The 20673-nt window shown below is 68.7% G+C and carries 14 protein-coding genes, 1 tRNA gene and 1 pseudogene; 11 read left to right on the forward strand and 5 right to left on the reverse strand.

The window, feature by feature from the left end; genetic code table 11:
* Both ABZ454_RS07870 and ABZ454_RS07875 read right to left on the reverse strand, forming a co-directional pair.
* A complete protein-coding gene (locus ABZ454_RS07870) occupies nucleotides 1-138 on the reverse strand; it encodes an SPW_0924 family protein (protein WP_356324231.1) in 138 nt (45 codons plus the stop codon).
* Nucleotides 139-287: 149 nt separating this feature from the next.
* Nucleotides 288-1988 (reverse strand): lytic murein transglycosylase, encoded by a 1701-nt coding sequence (locus ABZ454_RS07875; protein WP_359536524.1) that lies wholly within the window; start codon nucleotides 1986-1988, stop codon nucleotides 288-290.
* Between the two features lie 185 nt (nucleotides 1989-2173).
* Here ABZ454_RS07875 and ABZ454_RS07880 point away from each other — a divergent pair, with 185 nt between their 5' ends.
* Entirely contained in the window at nucleotides 2174-3043 is an 870-nt protein-coding gene (locus ABZ454_RS07880; protein WP_359536525.1) for a DUF4184 family protein, read from the forward strand.
* A 27-nt stretch (nucleotides 3044-3070) separates the two neighbouring features.
* On the opposite strand, the gene polA is transcribed toward ABZ454_RS07880, so the two are convergent.
* Nucleotides 3071-5782 carry a DNA polymerase I gene (gene polA, locus ABZ454_RS07885; RefSeq protein ID WP_356324237.1) on the reverse strand — a complete coding sequence of 904 codons (2712 nt, stop codon included), beginning with the start codon at nucleotides 5780-5782 and terminating at the stop codon, nucleotides 3071-3073.
* Nucleotides 5783-5948: 166 nt separating this feature from the next.
* Between polA and ABZ454_RS07890 the strand changes: the two genes are divergently transcribed.
* The 7 genes from ABZ454_RS07890 (at nucleotide 5949) to ABZ454_RS07920 (ending at nucleotide 15182) form a co-directional block, all read left to right on the forward strand.
* Nucleotides 5949-8222 carry an FdhF/YdeP family oxidoreductase gene (locus ABZ454_RS07890; RefSeq protein ID WP_359536526.1) on the forward strand — a complete coding sequence of 758 codons (2274 nt, stop codon included), beginning with the start codon at nucleotides 5949-5951 and terminating at the stop codon, nucleotides 8220-8222.
* Nucleotides 8223-8331: 109 nt separating this feature from the next.
* Nucleotides 8332-8802 (forward strand): hotdog fold thioesterase, encoded by a 471-nt coding sequence (locus ABZ454_RS07895; RefSeq protein WP_356324242.1) that lies wholly within the window; start codon nucleotides 8332-8334, stop codon nucleotides 8800-8802.
* 646 nt (nucleotides 8803-9448) lie between these two features.
* Nucleotides 9449-10660: a branched-chain amino acid ABC transporter substrate-binding protein gene (locus ABZ454_RS07900; protein WP_359536719.1), complete on the forward strand. Its 1212-nt coding sequence runs from the start codon at nucleotides 9449-9451 to the stop codon at nucleotides 10658-10660.
* Between the two features lie 100 nt (nucleotides 10661-10760).
* Nucleotides 10761-11690: a branched-chain amino acid ABC transporter permease gene (locus ABZ454_RS07905; protein ID WP_356324244.1), complete on the forward strand. Its 930-nt coding sequence runs from the start codon at nucleotides 10761-10763 to the stop codon at nucleotides 11688-11690.
* A gap of 5 nt (nucleotides 11691-11695) precedes the next feature.
* A complete protein-coding gene (locus tag ABZ454_RS07910; protein WP_356324246.1) occupies nucleotides 11696-13483 on the forward strand; it encodes a branched-chain amino acid ABC transporter permease in 1788 nt (595 codons plus the stop codon).
* Between the two features lie 5 nt (nucleotides 13484-13488).
* Entirely contained in the window at nucleotides 13489-14469 is a 981-nt protein-coding gene (locus tag ABZ454_RS07915; protein WP_359536721.1) for an ABC transporter ATP-binding protein, read from the forward strand.
* Nucleotides 14466-15182 (forward strand): ABC transporter ATP-binding protein, encoded by a 717-nt coding sequence (locus ABZ454_RS07920; protein ID WP_356324248.1) that lies wholly within the window; start codon nucleotides 14466-14468, stop codon nucleotides 15180-15182. The genes ABZ454_RS07915 and ABZ454_RS07920 overlap by 4 nt, the downstream gene beginning before the upstream one ends.
* A 78-nt stretch (nucleotides 15183-15260) precedes the next feature.
* Here the strand turns inward: ABZ454_RS07920 and ABZ454_RS07925 are convergent, their stop codons facing one another.
* A complete protein-coding gene (locus tag ABZ454_RS07925; protein ID WP_356314868.1) occupies nucleotides 15261-15911 on the reverse strand; it encodes a response regulator in 651 nt (216 codons plus the stop codon).
* Nucleotides 15912-16010: 99 nt separating this feature from the next.
* Between ABZ454_RS07925 and ABZ454_RS07930 the strand changes: the two genes are divergently transcribed.
* A tRNA-Leu gene (locus tag ABZ454_RS07930) sits at nucleotides 16011-16083 on the forward strand.
* A 110-nt stretch (nucleotides 16084-16193) separates the two neighbouring features.
* Nucleotides 16194-16970: pseudogene (locus ABZ454_RS07935) on the forward strand (helix-turn-helix domain-containing protein); the annotation flags it as partial.
* A gap of 12 nt (nucleotides 16971-16982) precedes the next feature.
* Here the strand turns inward: ABZ454_RS07935 and pyk are convergent.
* Nucleotides 16983-18416, reverse strand: a complete 1434-nt coding sequence (pyk, locus tag ABZ454_RS07940) for a pyruvate kinase (RefSeq protein WP_359536527.1) — start codon at nucleotides 18414-18416, stop codon at nucleotides 16983-16985.
* A 346-nt stretch (nucleotides 18417-18762) separates the two neighbouring features.
* On the opposite strand from pyk, the gene ABZ454_RS07945 reads away from it, so the two are divergent.
* On the forward strand, nucleotides 18763-20568 hold the full coding sequence (locus ABZ454_RS07945) for a 5'-nucleotidase C-terminal domain-containing protein (RefSeq protein WP_359536722.1): 1806 nt from the start codon (nucleotides 18763-18765) through the stop codon (nucleotides 20566-20568).
* Nucleotides 20569-20673: the final 105 nt, after the last annotated feature.

A 20673-nucleotide genomic window follows, 5' to 3' on the forward strand; every position in this document is an offset into this window, starting at 1 on the left:
CTAGTTCTTCGGCCCGGGGACCGTGGTCAGCAGGGGTTCGGGCGAGGTCTCCCCGGGTGGCGCGCCGATCGCGCTGATGGTGAGGACGAGGGCGAGGGCGGCGGCCAGTCCGATGGCGGCGGCGACCAGTGCACGCATGCTCGTCCTCCCGGGGCGCGGAACTGATGGGTCGTCAGGGCTGGGGCACCGTAGCAACTCCGGCCGGAGATGAGAACACGTAGAACAGCCCCTTGGCCGGGTGCCGGCGAAGGGGCTGTTCGGGGCGGTGGGGCCCTGGTGTGCGTGGGTCAGGCGGCAGGGGCCTGGACCGTGAGCTCGATGACGACCGTGGCGCCGCCCTCGGTGGTCAGGCGCAGCTTGTACGTGCCCGCGGCGCCGTCGGCGTAGATGTGCGACAGGGTGAGCTTGCCGTCGGCGTCCGTGGTCAGCACGAGGGTGCGGACCGGGTTCCCGGCGTCGTCCGTGAAGTACGGGCCCTTGCCGTTCTCCACCGGCTTGTCATCGTCGGTGATCATGGTGGCGGTGACGGCGACCCGGTCGGCGGCGGCGCCCTTGTACGTGGCCGCGGCGGTGACGTCGGCGAACGTCTGGCCCGCCACGGCGGTCAGCTCCGCGGTGCCCGTCCTGGCGATGGCGTCGGCCTGCCGGGCGGTGACGGTCGCCGGGTAGCTGACGGCGGGCAGCGAGGTGCCGGTCGCCGTCGCGCGCACGGTGAACGCACCCGTCTTCTCGCCCGCCTTCAGCACCGGTGCGGTGACGGTGCCGTCGGACCCGGTGACGAGGGTGACGGACTTCTTCGCGCCGTCGAACGTGGTGTCCGTGTCACCGACGACGGTGAAGGTCACGGACACCTTGGCGAGCGGCTTGCCGAGGTTGCTCTTCGCCCGGACCTTGATCCGCTGGGCGAAGGCGTCGCCCGCCGTGGCGGTCAGTTCGCCGGTGCCCGCGTTCTGCACGGCGGCGAGCGCCGGGGTCGGCGTGGGCTCGGGGGTCGGGGCGGGGGACGTCGTCGAGCCGCCAGGACCGCTGCCCGGCTGCGTGGGGGTGGGGCTCGGCTTGGCCGGGGGGTGGGGCGTCGGGGTGGGAGTCGGCGTACCGGACGGCGAGGGCGACGGGGAGGAGGACGGGCCGCCGCCATGGGTGCCGGTGCCGAGGTCCGGGAGCGTGCCCGTGCCGGTGTCGGCGGGCAGGACGCCGGTGCCGTCCGGCACCTCGTGGGTGCCCCGGTTGTAGTACGCGAACCAGGAGCGGACGGTACGCAGGTACTCGTCCGAGTGGTTGTAGCTCAGGACCGCCCGGTCGACGTCGGCGGCGAGCGACAGGTCGCGGGAGCCGGCGCAGAGATAGCGCCCGGCGGCGAGCGCCGCGTCGTAGATGTTGTTGGGGTCCCGGCGGCCGTCGGCGTTGCCGTCCTGGCCCCAGGTCTCCCAGGTGGACGGGATGAACTGCATCGGGCCGACCGCCCGGTCGTGCGTGGAGTCCCCGTCGTAGGCACCGTGGTCGGTGTCCTTGATCAGGGCGAACCCCTGGCCGTTGAGGGCCGGGCCGAGGATCGGCGAGAAGGTGGTGCCCTGCGCGTCGACGCGGCCGCCGCGGGCCTGTCCCGACTCGACCTTGCCGATCGCGGCGAGGAGCTGCCACGGCAGCCGGCAGGCGGCGTCCGTGACGCCGATGGTCTGCTGGGCCTTCTTGTACGCCGCCAGGACCGACGCCGGTATGCCCGACTCCGCGCTGCCCGTCACCGGCAGATTGACGGAGGCGCCCGGCTTGTCGGGCGTGGCCAGCGGCGGAAGGTCGGTGAAGTAGGGCGAGTTGCCGGACGCGGCACCGTCACCCGAGGGCGTCGAACCGGCGGTCGGCTGGTCCCCGTCGGACGCGATCAGAGGCGAACCGGGGCCCTGCGAAGCGGTGAGTGCCGCCACAGCCGCGGCCGCCACGGCAGTCGTGGTCGCCCCTCTGCGCAGCCGGCGACCGAATTGCGCTGCCATAACGTGTGGCCCTCCCCCTCGTCAGCTGTCCGCGCTCCCCTGCGCCTGGACTCAGGCGACCCTACGGCAACTTGTGCCGCGCGCACACAGCGGCCTGACCGCTTCTTACTGGTTTCTCACCTTCGGGTCCGCAAGTTGTCCGGTTGGTGAAAGATTCGTGACGACGGCTCGCGCATACTTCCCCCATGCCGTTCACGCTCAGCCACGCCGCAGCCGTCCTCCCCGGCGTCCGCCGCGACGGAACAGGGCGCGGACCGCTCCTCGCCTCGGCTCTCGTCGCCGGCTCGTTCGCCCCCGACGTGACGTACTACGCGGACACCGCCGTACCGGGCGCCATGGAGTTCGGGCAGGTCACCCACGCCTGGTGGGGCGTGTTCACGGTGGACGTCCTGATCACCGCGGCGACCGTGGCGCTGTGGCTGCTGCTGCGCGAACCCCTCGTGGCGCTCCTGCCCTCGGGATGGCAGGGGCGGGTGCACGCATGGGTCCGCGGGGCCCGGCGCCCACCGGAGCACGGGCCTCGCGGCCTGCGGGACGGTGTGTGGTTCGTGGTCTCGGCCGTCATCGGGGCGGCCACCCATGTCTGCTGGGACGCCTTCACCCACCACGACCGGTGGGGGGTGCGGCTGATCCCGGTGCTGGACCACCAGGTGGGCGGATACCCGGTGTTCCAACTGGTGCAGTACGGCAGTTCGGCCCTGGCTCTGACGGTGCTCGTGTGGTTCACCGGGTCCGGGCTGCGCCGGACCGGGGCCCTTCCGGTACCGGCGTCCGTACCCGCCCTGGGACCCCGGGAACGGTGGTGGGCGGGAGCGGCCATCGGGCTGTGCGTCCTGCTGGGCGCCGTGCACCGGTGCGCGCGCTGGTACGCGTACTTCGGACGCATCGACACCCCGCTCGACATCATCCCGACCGCCTGCTTCGGCGCGGGCGCGGGGCTCGCGGCCGGACTCGTCCTGTACGGGGTGTGGATGCGGCTGCGGCGCCGGGGCGCCCCCGCACCGGCGCACCCCGTCGCCGGCCCGGCCCGGGACGCGAGCCGGGCCGGCGACTGAGGGCACCGCAGGCGGCGTAGCCCCGCGTCAGTGAGCGGCGGACTCCCAGTCCCCGCCCACCCCGACCGACACGTCCAGCGGCGCCCGCAGCCGCACCGCCGCCGACATCTCGTGGCGCAGGATCTTCTCCACCCGCTCCCGCTCGCCCGTGGCGATCTCCAGCACGATTTCGTCATGCACCTGGAGCAGCATCCGCGACTTCAGCTTCGCGTCGGTCAGCGCCCGGTCGACGTGGAGCATGGCGACCTTGACGATGTCCGCGGCCGTGCCCTGGATCGGTGCGTTGAGTGCCATCCGCTCGGCCGTCTCACGGCGCTGACGGTTGTCGCTGTTGAGGTCCGGCAGGTAGCGGCGACGGCCGAAGATCGTCTCCGTGTAGCCGGTGGCCCGGGCCTCCTCCACCACCCGGCGCAGATAGTCACGGACCCCGCCGAACCGCTCGAAGTACGTGTCCATCAGGCCCCGGGCCTCGCCCGCCTCGATGTTCAGCTGCTGGGAGAGACCGAACGCGGACAGCCCGTACGCCAGCCCGTAACTCATGGCCTTGATCTTGCGCCGCATCTCCGGGTCGACCGCGGACTTCCCGACGCCGAAGACCTGCGAGGCGACCGTGGTGTGCAGGTCCTCGCCGGACGTGAACGCCTCGATCAGGCCCGCGTCCTCGGACAGGTGCGCCATCACCCGCAGCTCGATCTGGCTGTAGTCCGCCGTCATCAGCGTCTCGAAGCCCTCGCCGACGACGAAGCCCCGGCGGATCGCCCGGCCCTCGTCCGTACGGACGGGGATGTTCTGCAGATTGGGGTCGGTGGAGGACAGCCGGCCGGTCGCCGCCACCGTCTGGTTGAACGTGGTGTGGATACGGCCGTCCGCCGCGATCGTCTTGACCAGGCCCTCGACCGTCACCCGCAGCTTCGCCTGCTCGCGGTGGCGCAGCATGATCACCGGCAGCTCGTGCTCGGTCTGCGCGGCCAGCCACGCCAGGGCGTCGGCGTCGGTGGTGTACCCCGTCTTCGTCTTCTTCGTCTTCGGCAGGTTCAGCTCGCCGAAGAGGACCTCCTGGAGCTGCTTGGGGGAACCGAGGTTGAACTCACGGCCCACCGCGGCGTGCGCCTCCTTCACCGCCTGCTGCACGGCGCCCGCGAACTGCTGCTCCATACCTTCCAGATGGGCCCGGTCGGCCGCGATGCCGTGCCGCTCCAGACGGGCCAGCAGGATCGATGTCGGCAGCTCCATGTCGTGCAGCAGCTCGGCGGCGCCGACCTCCTTCAGCCGCGTCGTGAACGCGTCACCGAGGTCGAGGACGGCACGGGCCTGCGTCATCAACGCGTCGGCCTCGGCCTGGTCGTCCGCACCGAACGCCAGCTGGCCGTCGGACGACGCCGCCGGCGCCAGCTCCCGCCCCAGGTACTCCACGGCCAGGGCGTCCAGCGCGAAGGAGCGCCGGCCCGGCTTGACCAGGTACGCGGCGAGCGCGGTGTCCATCGAGACGCCCTCGGTCCGCCAGCCGTGCTCCGGGAAGACCCGCATCACGCTCTTCGCGTTGTGCATGACCTTCGGCCGGTCCGGGTCCGCGATCCACGCCGCGAACGCCTGCTCGTCCGCCTCGTCGAGCCGCGCCGGGTCGAACCAGGCGGCGGCCCCGCCGGCCGCGGCGAGCGCGATCTCCGTGACCGTGCCGCTGCCGAGCGCCCAGGTGTCGACCGTGGCGACGCCGAGCGGCTGGGAGCCGTGCTCGGCCAGCCACGGCGCGAGCTCGCCCGCGCCCAGCACCGAACCGTCCAGCGCGATGCCCGCGGCCGGCGCCGGAGCCTCGTCCTCGGCCTTGCCCGGGTCCACCGCGAGCAGCCGCTCACGCAGGCTCGGGTTTCGGATCTCCAGCACGTCGAGCACCCCGGTGACCGCCGTGCGGTCGTACGGAGCGCGCTCCAGGTCGGACGGGGTCTTCGCCAGCTCCACATCGCGGACCATCTCGGTCAGCCGCCGGTTCAGCCGCACCGCGTCCAGGTGGTCGCGGAAATTCTGCCCGGCCTTCCCCTTGACCTCCTCGGCGCGCGCCACCAGCTCGTCGAACGAACCGAACTGGTTGATCCACTTCGCGGCCGTCTTCTCACCCACCCCGGGGATGCCCGGAAGGTTGTCCGAGGGGTCACCGCGCAGCGCCGCGAAGTCCGGGTACTGCTGCGGGGTGAGCCCGTACTTCTCCTCGACCTTCGCGGGCGTGAACCGCGTCAGCTCGGAGACGCCCTTGGTCGGGTAGAGCACCGTCACGTTGTCCGTGATCAGCTGGAACGAGTCCCGGTCGCCGGTGACGATCAGCACCTCGAACCCGGCCGCCTCGGCCTGGGTCGCCAGCGTCGCGATGACGTCGTCCGCCTCGAAGCCGTCGACCGCGAAACGCTCGGCGTGCATCGCGTCCAGCAGCTCGCCGATCAGCTCGACCTGGCCCCGGAACTCGTCCGGCGTCTTCGAACGGTTCGCCTTGTACTCCGGGAACTCCTGTGAGCGCCACGTCTTGCGCGACACGTCGAACGCCACCGCGAAATGCGTCGGCGCCTCGTCACGCAACGTGTTCGCCAGCATCGACGCGAAGCCGTACACCGCGTTCGTCGGCTGTCCCGCCCCCGTCGTGAAATTCTCCGCAGGCAGCGCAAAGAACGCCCGGTACGCCAGGGAGTGCCCGTCCATCAGGAGCAGGCGCGGTCGGTTGTCTGCCGTCTTCTTCGATGCCGTCTCAGCCACACCCCGATCCTGCCACGTACCACTGACAATCCGGACCGGCGACCGCCCCGGGCCGCCGACGGCGGCGCGGCGGGCGGCCCGCCCCGGCCGCGTGCCAGGATCGAGGAGAAGGAATCACCCCCAGCGGACCGCACCCGGGTCCGCGGCAGGCCCGAAGGAGAGCACGATGGCCACCAAGCCGCCCGCGGGAGACCCGGTCCAGGACGCGCCCCGCGTCGAGCCGGCCCAGCACGCCGCCGCCGGGCTGCCCGCCGTCGCCCACAGCCTGCGCGTCGCCCAGCGGCAGATGGGCGTCCGCCGTGCCGCGCAGACCCTCCTCAAGGTCAACCAGAAGGACGGCTTCGACTGCCCCGGCTGCGCCTGGCCCGAAACCGACAAGCGGCACACCGCCGAATTCTGCGAGAACGGCGCCAAGGCCGTCGCCGAAGAGGCCACCCTGCGCCGCGTCACCCCGGACTTCTTCGCCGCGCACCCCCTCGCCGACCTCGCGACCCGCAGCGGCTACTGGCTCGGCCAGCAGGGCCGCATCACGCAACCCATGTATCTGCCCGAGGGCGCCGACCGGTACGAGGCCGTGACCTGGGAGCGCGCCTTCGCCGTCATCGCCGAGGAAATCGGCGCACTCGGCTCCCCCGACGAAGCCCTCTTCTACACCTCCGGGCGCACCAGCAACGAGGCCGCGTTCCTGCTCCAGCTCTTCGCCCGCGAATTCGGCACCAACAACCTGCCCGACTGCTCCAACATGTGCCACGAGTCGTCCGGCTCGGCCCTCACCGAGACCATCGGCGTCGGAAAGGGTTCCGTCTCCCTGGAGGACCTCCACCACGCCGATCTGATCATCGTCGCCGGACAGAACCCCGGGACCAACCACCCCCGGATGCTCTCCGCCCTGGAGAAGGCCAAGTCCGCCGGAGCGAAGATCATTTCGGTGAACCCGCTGCCCGAGGCCGGACTCGAACGCTTCAAGAACCCGCAGACCCCCCTCGGCATGGTCAAGGGCGCGGCACTGTGCGACCTGTTCCTCCAGATCCGCATCGGCGGCGACCAGGCCCTCTTCCGGCTCCTCAACAAGATGATCCTCGCGACCGAGGGCGCCGTCGACGAGGTCTTCGTGGCCGGACACACCCACGGCTACGAGGAGTTCGCCGCCGCGGCCGCCGAAGCGGACTGGGAGCAGACCCTCGCCGCGACCGGCCTCGAACGCACCGCCATCGAAGAGGCCCTCGCCCTGGTCCTCGCGTCGAAGCGCACCATCGTGTGCTGGGCCATGGGCCTCACCCAGCACAAGCACTCCGTGGCCACCATCCGCGAAGTCGTCAACTTCCTGCTGCTGCGCGGCAACATCGGCCGGCCCGGCGCCGGCGTCTGCCCCGTGCGCGGCCACTCCAACGTCCAGGGCGACCGCACCATGGGCATCTTCGAGCGGCCCGCACCCGCGTTCCTCGACGCCCTCGACAGGGAATTCTCCATCACCTCACCGCGGCACCACGGCTACGACGTCGTCCGCTCCATCCAGGCCCTGCGCGACGGTGACGCCAAGGTCTTCTTCGCCATGGGCGGCAACTTCGTCGCCGCCTCCCCCGACACCGACGTCACCGAGGCCGCCATGCGCAACGCGCGCCTCACCGTCCACGTCTCGACCAAACTCAACCGCTCCCACGCCGTCACCGGCGCCCGCGCCCTGATCCTGCCCACCCTGGGCCGCACCGACAAGGACGTCCAAGCCGGCGGCAAGCAGTTCGTGACCGTCGAGGACTCCATGAGCAAGGTGCACGCCTCCCGCGGCAACCTCACCCCCGCGAGCCCCCACCTGCTCTCCGAACCCGCCATCGTCGCCCGCCTCGCCCGCGCCGTGCTCGGCCCCGCCTCCACCACCCCGTGGGAGGAGTTCGAGAAGGACTACGCGACGATCCGCGACCGCATCTCCCGCGTCGTCCCCGGCTTCGAGAACTTCAACGCCCGCGTCGCCCACCCCGACGGATTCACCCTCCCGCACGCCCCCCGCGACTCCCGCCGCTTCCCCACCGCCACCGGCAAGGCGAACTTCACCGCCGCCCCCGTCGAGTTCCCCGACCTCCCCGAAGGCCGCCTCCTGTTGCAGACCCTGCGCTCGCACGACCAGTACAACACCACCATCTACGGCCTCGACGACCGCTACCGCGGCATCAAGGGCGGCCGCCGCGTCGTCCTCGTCAACCCCGACGACGCCGCCGCCCTCGGCCTCGCCGACGGCTCCTACACCGACCTCGTCAGCGAATGGAAGGACGGAGCCGAACGGCGCGCCCCCGGCTTCCGCGTCGTCCACTACCCCACCGCCCGGGGCTGCGCCGCCGCCTACTACCCGGAGACCAACGTCTTGGTCCCCCTCGGCTCCACCGCCGACACCAGCAACACCCCCGCCAGCAAGTCCGTCGTGGTGCGCTTCGAGAACGTGCGCTGACACTCTCCGGGCGGGCACACTAAGCGCCCGCTCAGTCGTCTGATAAGAACAGTGCACACAGGAACGTGCACACAGCAGCGAACCACCGCAGACGATCGGAGCCGGACCCATGGGCGAGCACACCACACCCCAGTTCCCCCAGGAGATCATCGACGAGTACGCCGCCCTCGGCGTCGACCTGCCCGCCCTCTTCTCCGCGGGCCACCTCGGCGAACGCATGGGCGTCCGGATCACCGAAGCCTCCGCGGAACGCGTCGTCGGCACCATGCCCGTCGAAGGCAACACCCAGCCCTACGGACTCCTGCACGGCGGCGCCTCCGCCGTCCTCGCCGAGACCCTCGGCTCCGTCGGCAGCATGCTCCACGGCGGCGCCACCAAGGTCGCCGTCGGCGTCGACCTGAACTGCACCCATCACCGAGGGGCACGGAGCGGCCTCGTCACCGGCGTCGCCACCCCCGTACACCGCGGCCGCACCACCGCCACGTACGAGATCGTCATCACCGACGAACACGACAAGCGCGTCTGCACCGCCCGCCTCACCTGCCTCCTGCGCGACGCCCCCAAGCCCGACGCCGCCTGACCCCCCACCACCCCGCACCACCCCTGCCCGGCCGGAGCACGAACCCGGCCGGGCAGCGCCATACCCGGGCACAACCACCGCCCCCGACACAGAACTTGCACAACACCGGCGGACAACGCCCTTGACCACCCCCGCCGTTCCGTGGCCCACTCATCAGCCACGCCCCGCCTGCCCACCCACCACACCGCGTCGACCACACCACGCCGGACGTAACACTGCGTAACAAACCCGCAATGCGCACCCGGCCGACGCCGCACGACCGACCCGGCCCCGCAGGCACCGGGCACCTAGGCGCGCCCTCCCGCGCCCCCACACACCCCCACCGCGCGACAGCACCAAGATCGCTCAAGCCCCTTAGCAGAGCTGCGCGTTCTCAGCATGCGGTCACTTCACCGTCCGGTAAAAAGCCGTACATGTCCACACAGTCACCTCAAGCCTTGCTCAAGGGCATAACAAGACAGTCACATCCTGCGCCACCCCCATCCCCGACCCCCACCCCTGCCCTTAGAGTCACCGCCAGTCACCGCGCCGCCGGGCGCGTCTGCAGCACGGCCCTGTACCACCCCAGTACGGCCCGGCGAACGACACGGCACCTCAAGCAGAGGAGGCCGCGCCAGGGAAAGGACCTTTCGTGCGACACCGTTCTTTGCTCATCCTCACCACAGTGCTCACCACAGGAGCACTGACACTCACCGCCTGCGGGTCGCGCGACGACGACAAGAAGGACAGCAGCAGCGGCGACACCCAGACCGTCGTCATCGGCGTCGACGCACCGCTCACCGGTGACCTCTCCGCCCTCGGCCTCGGCATCAAGAACTCCGCCGACCTCGCCGCCAAGACGGCCAACAAGGACAAGACGGTCCCGGGCATCACCTTCGAGGTCCAGCCCCTCGACGACCAGGCCCAGCCCTCCGTCGGCCAGCAGAACGCCACCAAGTTCATCGACAACAAAAAGGTCGTCGGCGTCGTCGGCCCGCTGAACTCCGGCGTCTCCCAGTCGATGCAGAAGCCGCTCAACGACGCAGGCCTCACCCAGATCTCCCCCGCCAACACGGGCACCGAGCTCACCCAGGGCGACAACTGGAAGACCGGCGACAAGAAGCGCCCCTTCAAGACCTACTTCCGCACCGCCACCACGGACCAGATCCAGGGCGCCTTCGCCGCGAAGTACCTGTACAACAACGCGAAGATCAAGCAGGTCTACCTCATCGACGACCAGAAGCCCTACGGCGCCGGACTCGCCGCCTCCTTCAAGGCGACCTTCACCGGCCTCGGCGGCAAGATCGCCGGCTCCGACCACGTCAACCCCGACGACCGCGACTTCAACGCCGTCGTCACCAAGGTCAAGAAGTCCGGCGCCAAGGCCGTCTACTACGGCGGTGAGTACCCCGCCGGCGCACCCCTGAGCCAGCAGCTCAAGGACAGCGTCCAGATCCCCCTCATGGGCGGCGACGGCATGTACAGCGCCGACTTCATCAAGCTCAACAAGAAGGCCCAGGGCGACATCGCCACCTCCGTCGGCAAGCCCGTCGAAGAGCTCGACTCCGCCAAGAAGTTCATCGCCGACTACAAGACGGCCGGATACAAGGACGCCTACGAGGCCTACGGCGGCGGCACCTACGACGCCACCTGGGCCATCATCGAGGCCGTCAAGGCCGTCGTCGCCGCCAACGACGGCAAGCTCCCCGACGACGCCCGCGCCAAGGTCCTCGAAGCCGTCAGCAAGGTCAACTTCGAAGGCGTCACCGGCCCCGTCTCCTTCGACGAATTCGGCGACACCACCAACACCATGATGACCGCCTACCAGGTCGACGGCGGCAAGTGGACGTCCAAGCTCAGCGAGGCCTACAAGCCGTAACAAGCTCCCGGTCACTCACTGACTGACACCAGACCGCGCGGGAGCGCTACGAGCACTCCCGCGCGGTGCCATATCCGAACCACTCCACGGAGGCCCTGCGGTGCACGAACTGCCGCAACAGCTGGCCAATGGACTCATCCTCGGCGCGATGTACGGACTCATCGCGATCGGTTACACGATGGTCTACGGAATCATCCAGCTCATCAACTTCGCCCACGGCGAGATCTTCATGATCGGAGGCTTCGGAGCTCTCACCGTGTACCTCTGGATGCCGGCCGGCTCCAACCTCCTCGCGATCGTCCCCCTCATGATCATCGGCGGCGTCATATGCTCCGTCGCGGTCAGCGTCGCAGCCGAACGCTTCGCCTACCGGCCGCTGCGCACCGCACCCCGGCTCGCCCCGCTGATCACCGCGATCGGACTCTCCCTCGCACTCCAGCAGGCCATCTGGAAGTGGTACCCCAACGCCACGAAGGACCGCCCCTTCCCCCAGTTCAAGGGCGAAGCGTTCGACCTCTTCGGCGCCCACATCCAGCGCGGTGACCTCTTCGTCCTCATCGCCGCACCCGTCTGCATGATCGCCCTCGGCCTCTTCGTCTCCAAGACCCGCTCCGGCCGCGGCATGCAAGCCACCTCGCAAGACCCCGACACCGCCAAGCTCATGGGCATCAACACCGACCGCATCATCGTCATGGCCTTCGCCATCGGTGCCGCGTTCGCCGCCGTCGCCGCCGTCGCCTACGGGCTCAAGAACGGCCAGATCGGCTTCAAAATGGGCTTCCTCATGGGCCTCAAAGCCTTCACCGCAGCCGTACTCGGCGGCATCGGCAACATCTACGGCGCCATGCTCGGCGGAGTCGTACTCGGCGTCGCCGAATCCCTCGCCACCGGCTACATGAGCGACGTCCCCGGCATGGACCTCTTCGGCGGCGGCGCCTGGAAGGACGTATGGGCCTTCGTCCTCCTCATCGTCGTCCTGCTGCTCCGGCCCCAGGGCCTGCTCGGCGAACGCGTCGCGGATCGGGCGTGATACGGATGACCACCCAGAACGCACTCATCCCGCTGCCCGCGCCCCTCGCCCGGATCGCCACCGCCGCCGGCGCGGCCATCGCACTCGCCGGCACCTTCCTCCCCTGGACCTGGACCTCCGAATTCCCCGGCGACCTCACCGTCACCGGCTACCCCGGCGGCCTCCAGATCCTCACCCTCACCGCCGCGATCCTCACGCTCGTCTTCACGCTCGGCGGATACGGCATCCGAGGCCTGCGCTGGCTCACCCCCGGCGGCACCAACAGCCCCGTACGCCTCCTCGCCCTCGCCACCCTCGGCACCACCGGCTACACCCTCGGCGCCATCGCCTACGAACTCGGCGGCGTGGTCAACCTGGAACCCGGAGCCTGGGTCAGCGGCATCGGCGCGCTCATCGCCCTCCTCGCCGCCCTCGGACTCCCCAGCGACCAACCGCTCCCCGCCGACGAACCCCGGCCCGGCCCGTGGAAACTCTTCCGCAACAGCCTCGCCGCACCCTCCGTCGGCCGCGCCAAGACCCTCCCGGCCTGGGCCGAAATCCTGATCATCACCGGCGCCTTCGGCGTCGCGCTCTACATCTTCACCTTCGGCGTCGACATCCCCACCGAAGAATCCGAACAGTTCATCGGCTTCCTCATCACCGCAGGCTTCGCCTTCACCGCACTCACCCGGGCCGGACTCATCGCCCGCATCACCGCGCTGACCACGAAGCACCGCAACGTCACCCTCACCGCAGCCCTGGCCGCGGCCTTCTGCTTCCCCTTCACCCAGGACACCGCGGAATACGCCCTCATCGGTGCGAACATCCTCATCTTCGCCACCGTCGCACTCGGCCTCAACGTCGTCGTCGGCCTCGCGGGCCTCCTCGACCTCGGCTACGTCGCCTTCCTCGGCGTCGGCGCCTACACCGCCGCCCTTGTCTCCGGCGCACCCCTCTCCGCCATCGGCGTCCAGTTCCCCTTCTGGGCCGCCGTCCTCACCGGAGCCGTCGTCTCCCTGATCTTCGGCGTCCTCATCGGCGCCCCGACCCTGAGGCTGCGCGGCGACTACCTCGCCATCGTCACCCTCGGCTTCGGAGAGATCTTCCGCGTCACCGTCAACAACCTCAACGGCAACAGCGGACCCGACCTCACCAACGGCTCCCAGGGCATCCCCAGCATCCCCGACCTCGACTTCTTCGGATTCGACTTCGGACTCAGCCACGACGTCGGCCCCTTCACCCTCAGCAGGCCGGCCAACTACTACCTGCTGATGCTCGTCGTCACCGCCGTCGTCGTCCTCGTCTTCCGACGCTCCGGAGACTCCCGCATCGGCCGCGCCTGGGTCGCCATCCGCGAGGACGAGACCGCGGCCACCGCCATGGGCATCAACGCCTTCCGGCTCAAGCTCCTCGCCTTCGCCCTCGGCGCCACCCTCGCCGGACTCGCCGGCACCGTCCAGGCCCACGTCAACTACACCGTCACACCCGAGCAGTACCAGTTCGCCGGCTCCGTACCCCCGAACTCCGCCTTCCTCCTCGCCGCCGTCATCCTCGGCGGCATGGGAACCCTCAGCGGACCCTTCGTCGGCGCCGCACTGCTCTACCTCATCCCGGCCAAGCTGCAGTTCATGCAGGACTACCAGCTCTTCCTCTTCGGCATCGCACTCATCCTCCTGATGCGCTTCCGCCCCGAAGGCCTGGTCGCCGACCGCAGGAAACAGCTCGAATTCCACGAGAACGACGAACCGATCGACGTGCCCGAACCACGGCAGTCCGAAGACAGCGGCGCAGGCATCGCCAAGGCGGGGGCGTGACCACCATGACCACCACCACGAAGACCGCCACCACCGTCCTCGACGCCAGCGGCGTCACCATGCGCTTCGGCGGACTCACCGCCGTACGGGGCGTCGACCTCACCGTCGACGCGGGCGAGATCGTCGGACTCATCGGCCCCAACGGCGCCGGAAAGACCACCTTCTTCAACTGCCTCACCGGCCTGTACGTCCCCACCGAGGGCACAGTCCGCTACAAGGGCACCGTCCTGCCGCCCAAGCCCCACCTCGTCACCAAGGCAGGCATCGCCCGCACCTTCCAGAACATCAGGCTCTTCGCCAACATGACCGTCCTGGAGAACGTCCTCGTCGGACGCCACACCAGGACCAAGGAAGGCCTCTGGTCCGCGCTCCTGCGCCTCCCCGGCTACACGAAGGCCGAAAACGGCAGCCGCGAACGCGCCATGGAACTCCTCGAGTTCATCGGCCTCCAGGACAAGGCCGACCACCTCGCGCGCAACCTCCCCTACGGAGACCAGCGCAAGCTGGAAATCGCCCGCGCCCTCGCCAGCGACCCCGGACTCCTCCTCCTGGACGAGCCCACCGCAGGCATGAACCCCCAGGAAACCCGCGTCACCGAAGAACTCATCTTCGCCATCCGGGACCAGGGCATCGCCGTCCTCGTCATCGAGCACGACATGCGCTTCATCTTCAACCTGTGCGACCGCGTCGCCTGCCTCGTCCAGGGCGAAAAGCTCGTCGAAGGCACCCCCTCCGTCGTCCAGAGCGACGACCGCGTCATCGCCGCCTACCTCGGCACCCCCTTCAAAGGCGCCCCCGGCGCCGAAGAAGTCGCCGAAGTCGAAGCGGCGGAAGCAGTGGCAGAGGCGGAAGCGGAGGCCGAGGCAGAGGCGGAGGCGGAGGCCGAGGCCGAGGCCGAGGCCGAAACCGAAACCGAAGCCAAGGCTGAAGCAGCAGCACCCACCAGCACCAAGGACACCACCACCGAGGAGGAGGACACCCGATGACCGCACTGCTCGAGGTCGAGGACCTCCGCGTCGCCTACGGCAAGATCGAAGCCGTCAAAGGCATCTCCTTCACCGTCGACGCCGGCCAGGTGGTCACCCTCATCGGCACCAACGGCGCCGGCAAGACCACCACCCTGCGCACCCTCTCCGGACTGCTCAAGCCCATCGGCGGCCGCATCCTCTTCGAGGGCAAACCACTCACCAACATCCCCGCACACAAGATCGTCGCCCTGGGCCTCGCCCACTCCCCCGAGGGCCGCCACATCTTCCCCCGGCTGACGATCACCGAGAACCTCCTCCTCGGCGCCTACCTCCGCAACGACAAGGCCGGCATCGAGAAGGACATCCAGCGCGCCTACGACCTCTTCCCCATCCTCGGGGAACGCCGGAAGCAGGCCGCCGGAACCCTCTCGGGCGGCGAACAGCAGATGCTCGCCATGGGACGCGCCCTCATGTCCCAGCCCAAACTGCTCATGCTCGACGAACCCTCCATGGGCCTCTCCCCGATCATGATGCAGAAGATCATGGAGACCATCGTCGAACTCAAGGCCTCCGGCACCACCATCCTGCTCGTCGAGCAGAACGCCCAGGCCGCCCTCTCCCTCGCGGACCAGGGCCACGTCATGGAGATCGGCAAGATCGTCCTCTCCGGCACCGGAGCGGACCTCCTCCACGACGAGTCCGTCCGCAAGGCGTACCTCGGCGAGGACTGAGCCCGCGTACGAAGAAGCCCGCGCCCCGGACATCCGGGGCGCGGGCTTCTTCGTGCACACGTACGGGTACGGGTACGGCTACTCCGCCGCCCGCTTCTTCTCCTCGGCGTCCTCGATCAACGCCTCCGCCAGCTGCTGCATCGACAGCCGCCGGTCCATCGACGTCTTCTGGATCCACCGGAACGCGGCCGGCTCCGAGAGACCGTAGTCCGTCTGCAGAATGCTCTTCGCCCGGTCGACCAGCTTCCGCGTCTCCAGCCGCTGCGCCAGGTCCGCGACCTCGCCCTCCAGCGCCTTCAGCTCCGCGAACCGCGACACCGCCATCTCGATGGCCGGCACGACATCGCTCTTGCTGAACGGCTTCACCAGGTATGCCATCGCCCCGGCGTCCCGGGCGCGCTCGACGAGGTCGCGCTGCGAGAACGCGGTCAGCATCAGGACGGGCGCGATGGACTCCTCGGCGATCTTCTCGGCGGCGGAGATCCCGTCGAGGACCGGCATCTTCACATCGAGGATCACCAGGTCAGGCTTGTGCTCCCGGGCCAGCTCGACCGCCTGCTGCCCGTCCCCGGCCTCACCGACGACCGCATACCCCTCTTCTTCGAGCATCTCTTTGAGGTCGAGGCGGATCAGGGCCTCGTCCTCGGCGATGACGACGCGGGTCGTCAGCGGCGGGACGTGCGACTTGTCGTCGTCGGCGACGGGCTGGGGCGACTCGGGGGTGGTCACGGGGCTCCTCGTTCAGGGCAGGTGCTGCTACCTGAGCCTACCTAGCTCCTGTATGTTTGAGTCACAGCGGGTCAACGCTAGCCTTTGATCCTAATGCCAGCCCTGGTAGTCCAGCGGAAGAGACACGGTTCTCAAACAACCGACAGCGTGGGTTCGAATCCCACCCAGGGCACTTTCCCTTTCATTCCAAGGTTCACAGAGGCTTGGCGATCTTCACTCCTGCCAGTGAACTCATGTTCAACCTGGGCACACACTCGCGTAGCTCGCACGAGACTTCGCTGCATGGAACAGCACAATCCGTCGATACGTGACGAAGCGCTCGCCCTCTTACGGAGCGGAACCACAAATCGAACGGTCGCAGAACTCCTCAATGTGCCCCGCGGAACAGTCGGCTGGTGGCTGCACGAGGATCGCAAGCAACGCGGGATTCAATTCGAGCGGCCGACCGACTGCCCTATGTGTACCGGCCGCGACTTCGACCATCTCGCCTACGCCTACTTACTGGGCCTCTACCTCGGCGACGGGCACATCATCTCCAAGCCGAAGCAGCATCACCTCTCGATCTTCTGCGGCGACCTGCACCCAGGCCTCATCGGTGAAGCCGAATCTGCGATGCGCCGAGTAATGCCCTTGCCACGCACAGGGCGGCGCCACAGAAGCGGGTGCGTCGAGGTCAAGTCCTTCACCAAGCACTGGACTTGCCTCTTCCCCCAGCACGGCCCAGGCAGAAAGCACGACCGCCGCATCGCCCTCGAAACCTGGCAGCAAGACATCGTCGACGCCCACCCCTGGGACTTCATCCGTGGCCTCATCCACTCCGACGGATGCCGGAACATGAACTGGACCACCAGGATGGTGGGCGGCGTGCGGAAGCGGTACGAGTATCCGCGGTACTGGTTCACCAACGTCTCGGACGACATCCGCCGCCTCTACACCGACACCCTCGACAAGCTCGGCATCGAGTGGACGCACTGCACCCGCGCGGGCAAGGAGTACAACATCTCCGTCGCCCGACGGGCATCCGTGGCGCTCATGGATGCACACGTCGGGCCGAAATACTGGGCGAGCCCCCTACTGAGGGCCGTCGTCCTCGCCGATGTGGTGCACGCGCACCAGGTTCGTCGAGCCCGCGACGCCGGGCGGGGAGCCGGCCGTGATGACCACGACGTCGCCCTTCTGGCAGCGGCCGATCTTCAGCAGCTCCTCGTCCACCTGCGCCACCATCGCGTCCGTCGACTCCACGTGCGGGCCCAGGAAGGTCTCCACGCCCCACGTGAGGTTCAGCTGGGAGCGGGTGGCCGGGTCCGGGGTGAAGGCCAGGAGCGGGATGGGTGAGCGGTAGCGGGAGAGCCGCTTGACCGTGTCGCCGCTCTGCGTGAAGGCGACCAGGAACTTCGCGCCGAGGAAGTCGCCCATCTCCGCTGCCGCGCGGGCGACCGCGCCGCCCTGGGTGCGGGGCTTGTTGCGGTCCGTGAGGGGCGGGAGGCCCTTGGCGAGGATGTCCTCTTCCGCCGCCTCGACGATGCGGGACATGGTGCGGACGGTCTCGATGGGGTACTTGCCGACGCTCGTCTCGCCGGACAGCATCACGGCGTCCGTGCCGTCGATGACGGCGTTGGCGACGTCGGAGGCCTCGGCGCGGGTGGGGCGGGAGTTGTCGATCATCGAGTCCAGCATCTGGGTGGCGACGATGACCGGCTTGGCGTTGCGCTTGGCGAGTTTGATCGCGCGCTTCTGGACGATGGGGACCTGCTCCAGGGGCATTTCGACGCCGAGGTCGCCGCGGGCGACCATGATGCCGTCGAAGGCGGCGACGATGTCGTCGATGTTGTCGACGGCCTGGGGCTTCTCGACCTTGGCGATGACGGGGAGGCGGCGGCCTTCCTCGTCCATGATGCGGTGGACGTCTTCGATGTCGCGTCCGCTGCGGACGAAGGAGAGGGCGATGACGTCGGCGCCGGTGCGCAGGGCCCAGCGGAGGTCTTCGATGTCCTTTTCGGAGAGGGCGGGGACGGAGACGGCGACGCCGGGGAGGTTGAGGCCTTTGTGGTCGGAGACCATGCCGCCTTCGATGACGGTGGTGTGGACGCGGGGGCCGTCGACCCGGGTGACTTCGAGGGTGACGCGGCCGTCGTCGATGAGGATGCGTTCGCCTGCGGTGACGTCGGTGTTGAGGCCGCTGTAGGTGGTGCCGCAGGCGTGGCGGTCGCCTTCCATGGGTTCGACGGTGATGGTGAAGTCGTCGCCGCGTTCAAGGAGTACGGGTCCCTCGCGGAAGCGTCCGAGGCGGATCTTCGGGCCTTGAAGGTCGGCGAGGATGCCGACGCTGCGTCCGGTTTCGTCGGACGCTTTGCGTACGTGGTGGTAGCGGTCTTCGTGTTCGGCGTAGGTGCCGTGGCTGAGGTTGAGGCGGGCGATGTCCATTCCCGCGTGGACCAGGGCTTTGATCTGGTCGTATGTGTCGGTGGCGGGTCCTAGGGTGCAAACGATTTTGGCTCGGCGCATGGTCTGAGCCTAGACCTTACCTACGGGTAGTTAATTGGCTGCGCATGACTGCTCAACGACCTCTGGGTGAAGGGGTTTTGACAAGGGTTGAAGTGTGCGGCCGAGTGCTCGGATGAGCGTGCGGGGAGGGGGTTCGGGTGTCGTGGGGGTGAGTGGGGTCGGTGCGGGGTTCGCTGTGGCAACCGGTGCGTCGGGGGGTGGTCATCGAACAGAAACCTGTCGGGGGTGTTGCCGGGGGTGGTGCGTGGGTGATTATCTACGCGCGTTGTGCACGCGTGCGTGGGGTCTACGCGCGTGGTGTACGGATCGAACTGGGCACGGAGTGAACTGAGATGTGGGAGACGAGATGCCGCTGAACCGAAGGACGTTCCTGGGCACATCGGCCGCGGCCGGGGCCGGTGCGGCGATCACGGGTGGTGCCGCGGCGCCTGCCTCGGCGCAGGGCCGGGGGGCCGGGCACGGGCGTCCGCCGAAGCGGTACTCGTTCACGGTGATGGGTACGACGGATCTGCACGGGAACGTCTTCAACTGGGACTACTTCACGGACCAGGAGTTCGACGACAAGGCGCACAACGACGTGGGGCTGGCGAAGATCTCGACGCTGGTGGACCAGGTGCGCCGGGAGAAGGGCCGTCACAACACCCTGATGATCGATGCGGGTGACACGATCCAGGGCACGCAGTTGTCGTACTACTACGCGAAGATCGATCCGATCACGGCGAAGCACGGGCCGGTGCACCCGATGGCGCAGGCGATGAACGCGATCGGTTATGACGCGGCGGCGCTGGGCAACCATGAGTTCAATTACGGCATTCCGGTGCTGCGGAAGTTCGAGGAGCAGTGTGATTTCCCGCTGCTGGGTGCGAACGCGCTGGATGCGAAGACGTTGCGGCCGGCGTTCGCGCCGTATGTGATCAAGACGTTGCGTACGCCGCACGGGCGGGACGTGAGGGTGGGGATCCTGGGGCTGACGAATCCGGGTATCGCGATCTGGGACAAGGCGAACGTGGCCGGGAAGATGGTGTTCCCGGGTCTGGAGGAGCAGGCGGCGAAGTATGTGCCGCGGCTTCGTTCGATGGGTGCGGACGTGGTTGTCGTCGCGGCGCATTCGGGTAACAGCGGGACGTCGTCGTACGGGGATCAGGTTCCGTACGTGGAGAACGCCGCGGGTCTGGTGGCGGAGCAGGTGCCGGGGATCGACGCGATTTTGGTGGGTCACGCCCATCTGGAGATTCCGGAGTACTTCGTCGAGAACAAGGAGACCGGCAAGAAGGTGGTGCTGTCGGAGCCGTTGAAGTGGGGGCAGCGGCTGACGCTGTTCGACTTCGATGTGGTGTGGGAGAGGGGCCGCTGGGTGGTCGAGAAGGCTGGTTCCCGGGTGCTGAACTCCAACACGGTGGCGGAGGATCCGAAGGTCACGAAGCTGTTGGTGGACGAGCACAAGAAGGTGGTGGCGTACGTCAATCAGGTGATCGGTACGTCGACTGCGGCGATGACGACGGCTGAGGCGGCGTGGAAGGACGAGCCGATCATCGATCTGATCAATGTCGTCCAGGCGGAGACGGTGAAGGCGGCGCTGGCGGGTGGCGAGTACGCGGCGTTGCCGGTGCTGTCGCAGGCGTCGTGTTTCTCGCGTACGGCGCGGATTCCGGCGGGGAATGTGACGATCAAGGATGCGGCGGGTCTGTATCCGTTCGAGAACACGCTTGAGGCGCGGTTGCTGACGGGTGCGCAGATCAAGGACTATCTGGAGTTCTCGGCGCGGTATTACGTGCAGACGGCGGCGGGTGTTCCGGTGGACACGGCGAAGTTGACGAACGCGGACAACACGCCGGATTACAACTATGACGCGGTGTCGGGTCTGACGTATGACATCGACATCGCGAAGCCGAATGGTTCTCGGATCGTGAATCTTTCGTTCGAGGGGAAGGCAATCGATCCGGCGGCGCAGTTCGTGCTGGCGGTGAACAATTACCGGGCGAGCGGTGGGGGTAATTTCCCGCATGTGCCGGGTGCGAAGCAGGTGTGGGCGAATTCGGAGGAGATCCGGAACACGATCATCGGGTGGGTGCAGGCGAAGGGGTCGGTGGATGGTGCGCAGTTCGCTTCGGTGGGCTGGCGTCTGACGCGGGACGGTACGCCGGTGTTCTAGGCGTCGGTGTTCCGGCTGCGGGTGTCCGGTGTGCCGGTGTTCCGGTCGGTGTGCGGGTGTGTGTGAGGCGGCCGCTCGCTTCCCTTGGGGGGAGGTGGGCGGCCG

The sequence above is a fragment of the Streptomyces sp. NPDC005803 genome (genome assembly GCF_040630435.1).
Classification (GTDB): domain Bacteria; phylum Actinomycetota; class Actinomycetes; order Streptomycetales; family Streptomycetaceae; genus Streptomyces.

Bases quoted from the DNA above. Each gene is read 5' to 3' on its own strand.
- ABZ454_RS07880 (WP_359536525.1), top strand. From the start codon at position 2,174: ATGCCGTTCACGCTCAGCCACGCCGCAGCCGTCCTCCCCGGCGTCCGC.
- ABZ454_RS07945 (WP_359536722.1), top strand. From the start codon at position 18,763: ATGCCGCTGAACCGAAGGACGTTCCTGGGCACATCGGCCGCGGCCGGG.
- ABZ454_RS07895 (WP_356324242.1), top strand. From the start codon at position 8,332: ATGGGCGAGCACACCACACCCCAGTTCCCCCAGGAGATCATCGACGAG.
- ABZ454_RS07915 (WP_359536721.1), top strand. From the start codon at position 13,489: ATGACCACCACCACGAAGACCGCCACCACCGTCCTCGACGCCAGCGGC.
- ABZ454_RS07920 (WP_356324248.1), top strand. From the start codon at position 14,466: ATGACCGCACTGCTCGAGGTCGAGGACCTCCGCGTCGCCTACGGCAAG.
- ABZ454_RS07875 (WP_359536524.1), bottom strand. From the start codon at position 1,988: ATGGCAGCGCAATTCGGTCGCCGGCTGCGCAGAGGGGCGACCACGACT.
- ABZ454_RS07870 (WP_356324231.1), bottom strand. From the start codon at position 138: ATGCGTGCACTGGTCGCCGCCGCCATCGGACTGGCCGCCGCCCTCGCC.
- pyk (WP_359536527.1), bottom strand. From the start codon at position 18,416: ATGCGCCGAGCCAAAATCGTTTGCACCCTAGGACCCGCCACCGACACA.
- ABZ454_RS07910 (WP_356324246.1), top strand. From the start codon at position 11,696: ATGACCACCCAGAACGCACTCATCCCGCTGCCCGCGCCCCTCGCCCGG.
- ABZ454_RS07890 (WP_359536526.1), top strand. From the start codon at position 5,949: ATGGCCACCAAGCCGCCCGCGGGAGACCCGGTCCAGGACGCGCCCCGC.